Origin of the sequence: Escherichia sp. TW14182 (assembly GCF_000208525.1) — a bacterium.
In the GTDB taxonomy this organism is placed as follows: domain Bacteria; phylum Pseudomonadota; class Gammaproteobacteria; order Enterobacterales; family Enterobacteriaceae; genus Escherichia; species Escherichia ruysiae.
On record NZ_AEJZ01000417.1, the window covers coordinates 1 to 721 of the forward strand.

Consider the following 721-nt stretch of genomic DNA (forward strand, 5'->3'; position numbering starts at 1 on the left):
CTTTTCCACCTTCTCTTCCACCAGGTTACTGGCCTCCGTTCCGGCCAGGTAGTCACGCAGGGCCTTCAGGTCGATCGCCAGTAACGTGCGCAGCAGGGCATTGTAGGAGTGAATACCATTCTTTTTCTGGCGATACGCCACGGCAGAAAAAATGGTGCGGGCAGAACTCTGCCAGAACGGATCTTCTTTTGTCCCCATCGGGATCAGCGTATTGGCTGCGCTGTCAAAATCGGGAATGGACTCAAATTCACGGAACATATCCCAGTATGCACAGCGGCGATCCAGTGCATTAAGCAGGACGTCATCCTGTTCACTGAAATGCTTTTTAATGAGCGAACAGCCTTTATCGTAAATAATGGCCATATCGCCACGTGCCCGGATTTGCTTCAGCAGTTTATTGAGCGTGTTGGATTTACCGGCCCCCGGCGTGCCGTACATCATCAGATACTGCACTTCACTGTTCAGCAGCAGAGGTAACTTATCGATACAGATGGATGAGGCTTCACCACGACGCCGCATTTCACGCGCCACTGCTTTCACATCATCTGTCAGTTCACGTCCCCCGATACGTTCATCCTGAGCCTGTTTTTCACCCAGACGACGCAGAAAACGGAAAATCAGAAAGGCCAGCACACCAACTGCCACAGACGCCCAGAACAGGGCAAGATAGAGCTCCTGGAGAAACATATTGCCGGCCCAGACCATATAATCGTCTTTCAGG

General features: G+C 51.7%; 1 protein-coding gene. It reads right to left on the minus strand.

The genetic code is table 11. From position 1 onward, the window contains the following. The coding region (locus EQY_RS0122705; RefSeq protein ID WP_000663620.1) for a type IV secretion system DNA-binding domain-containing protein at window positions 1-721 on the minus strand (721 nt) is incomplete at both ends.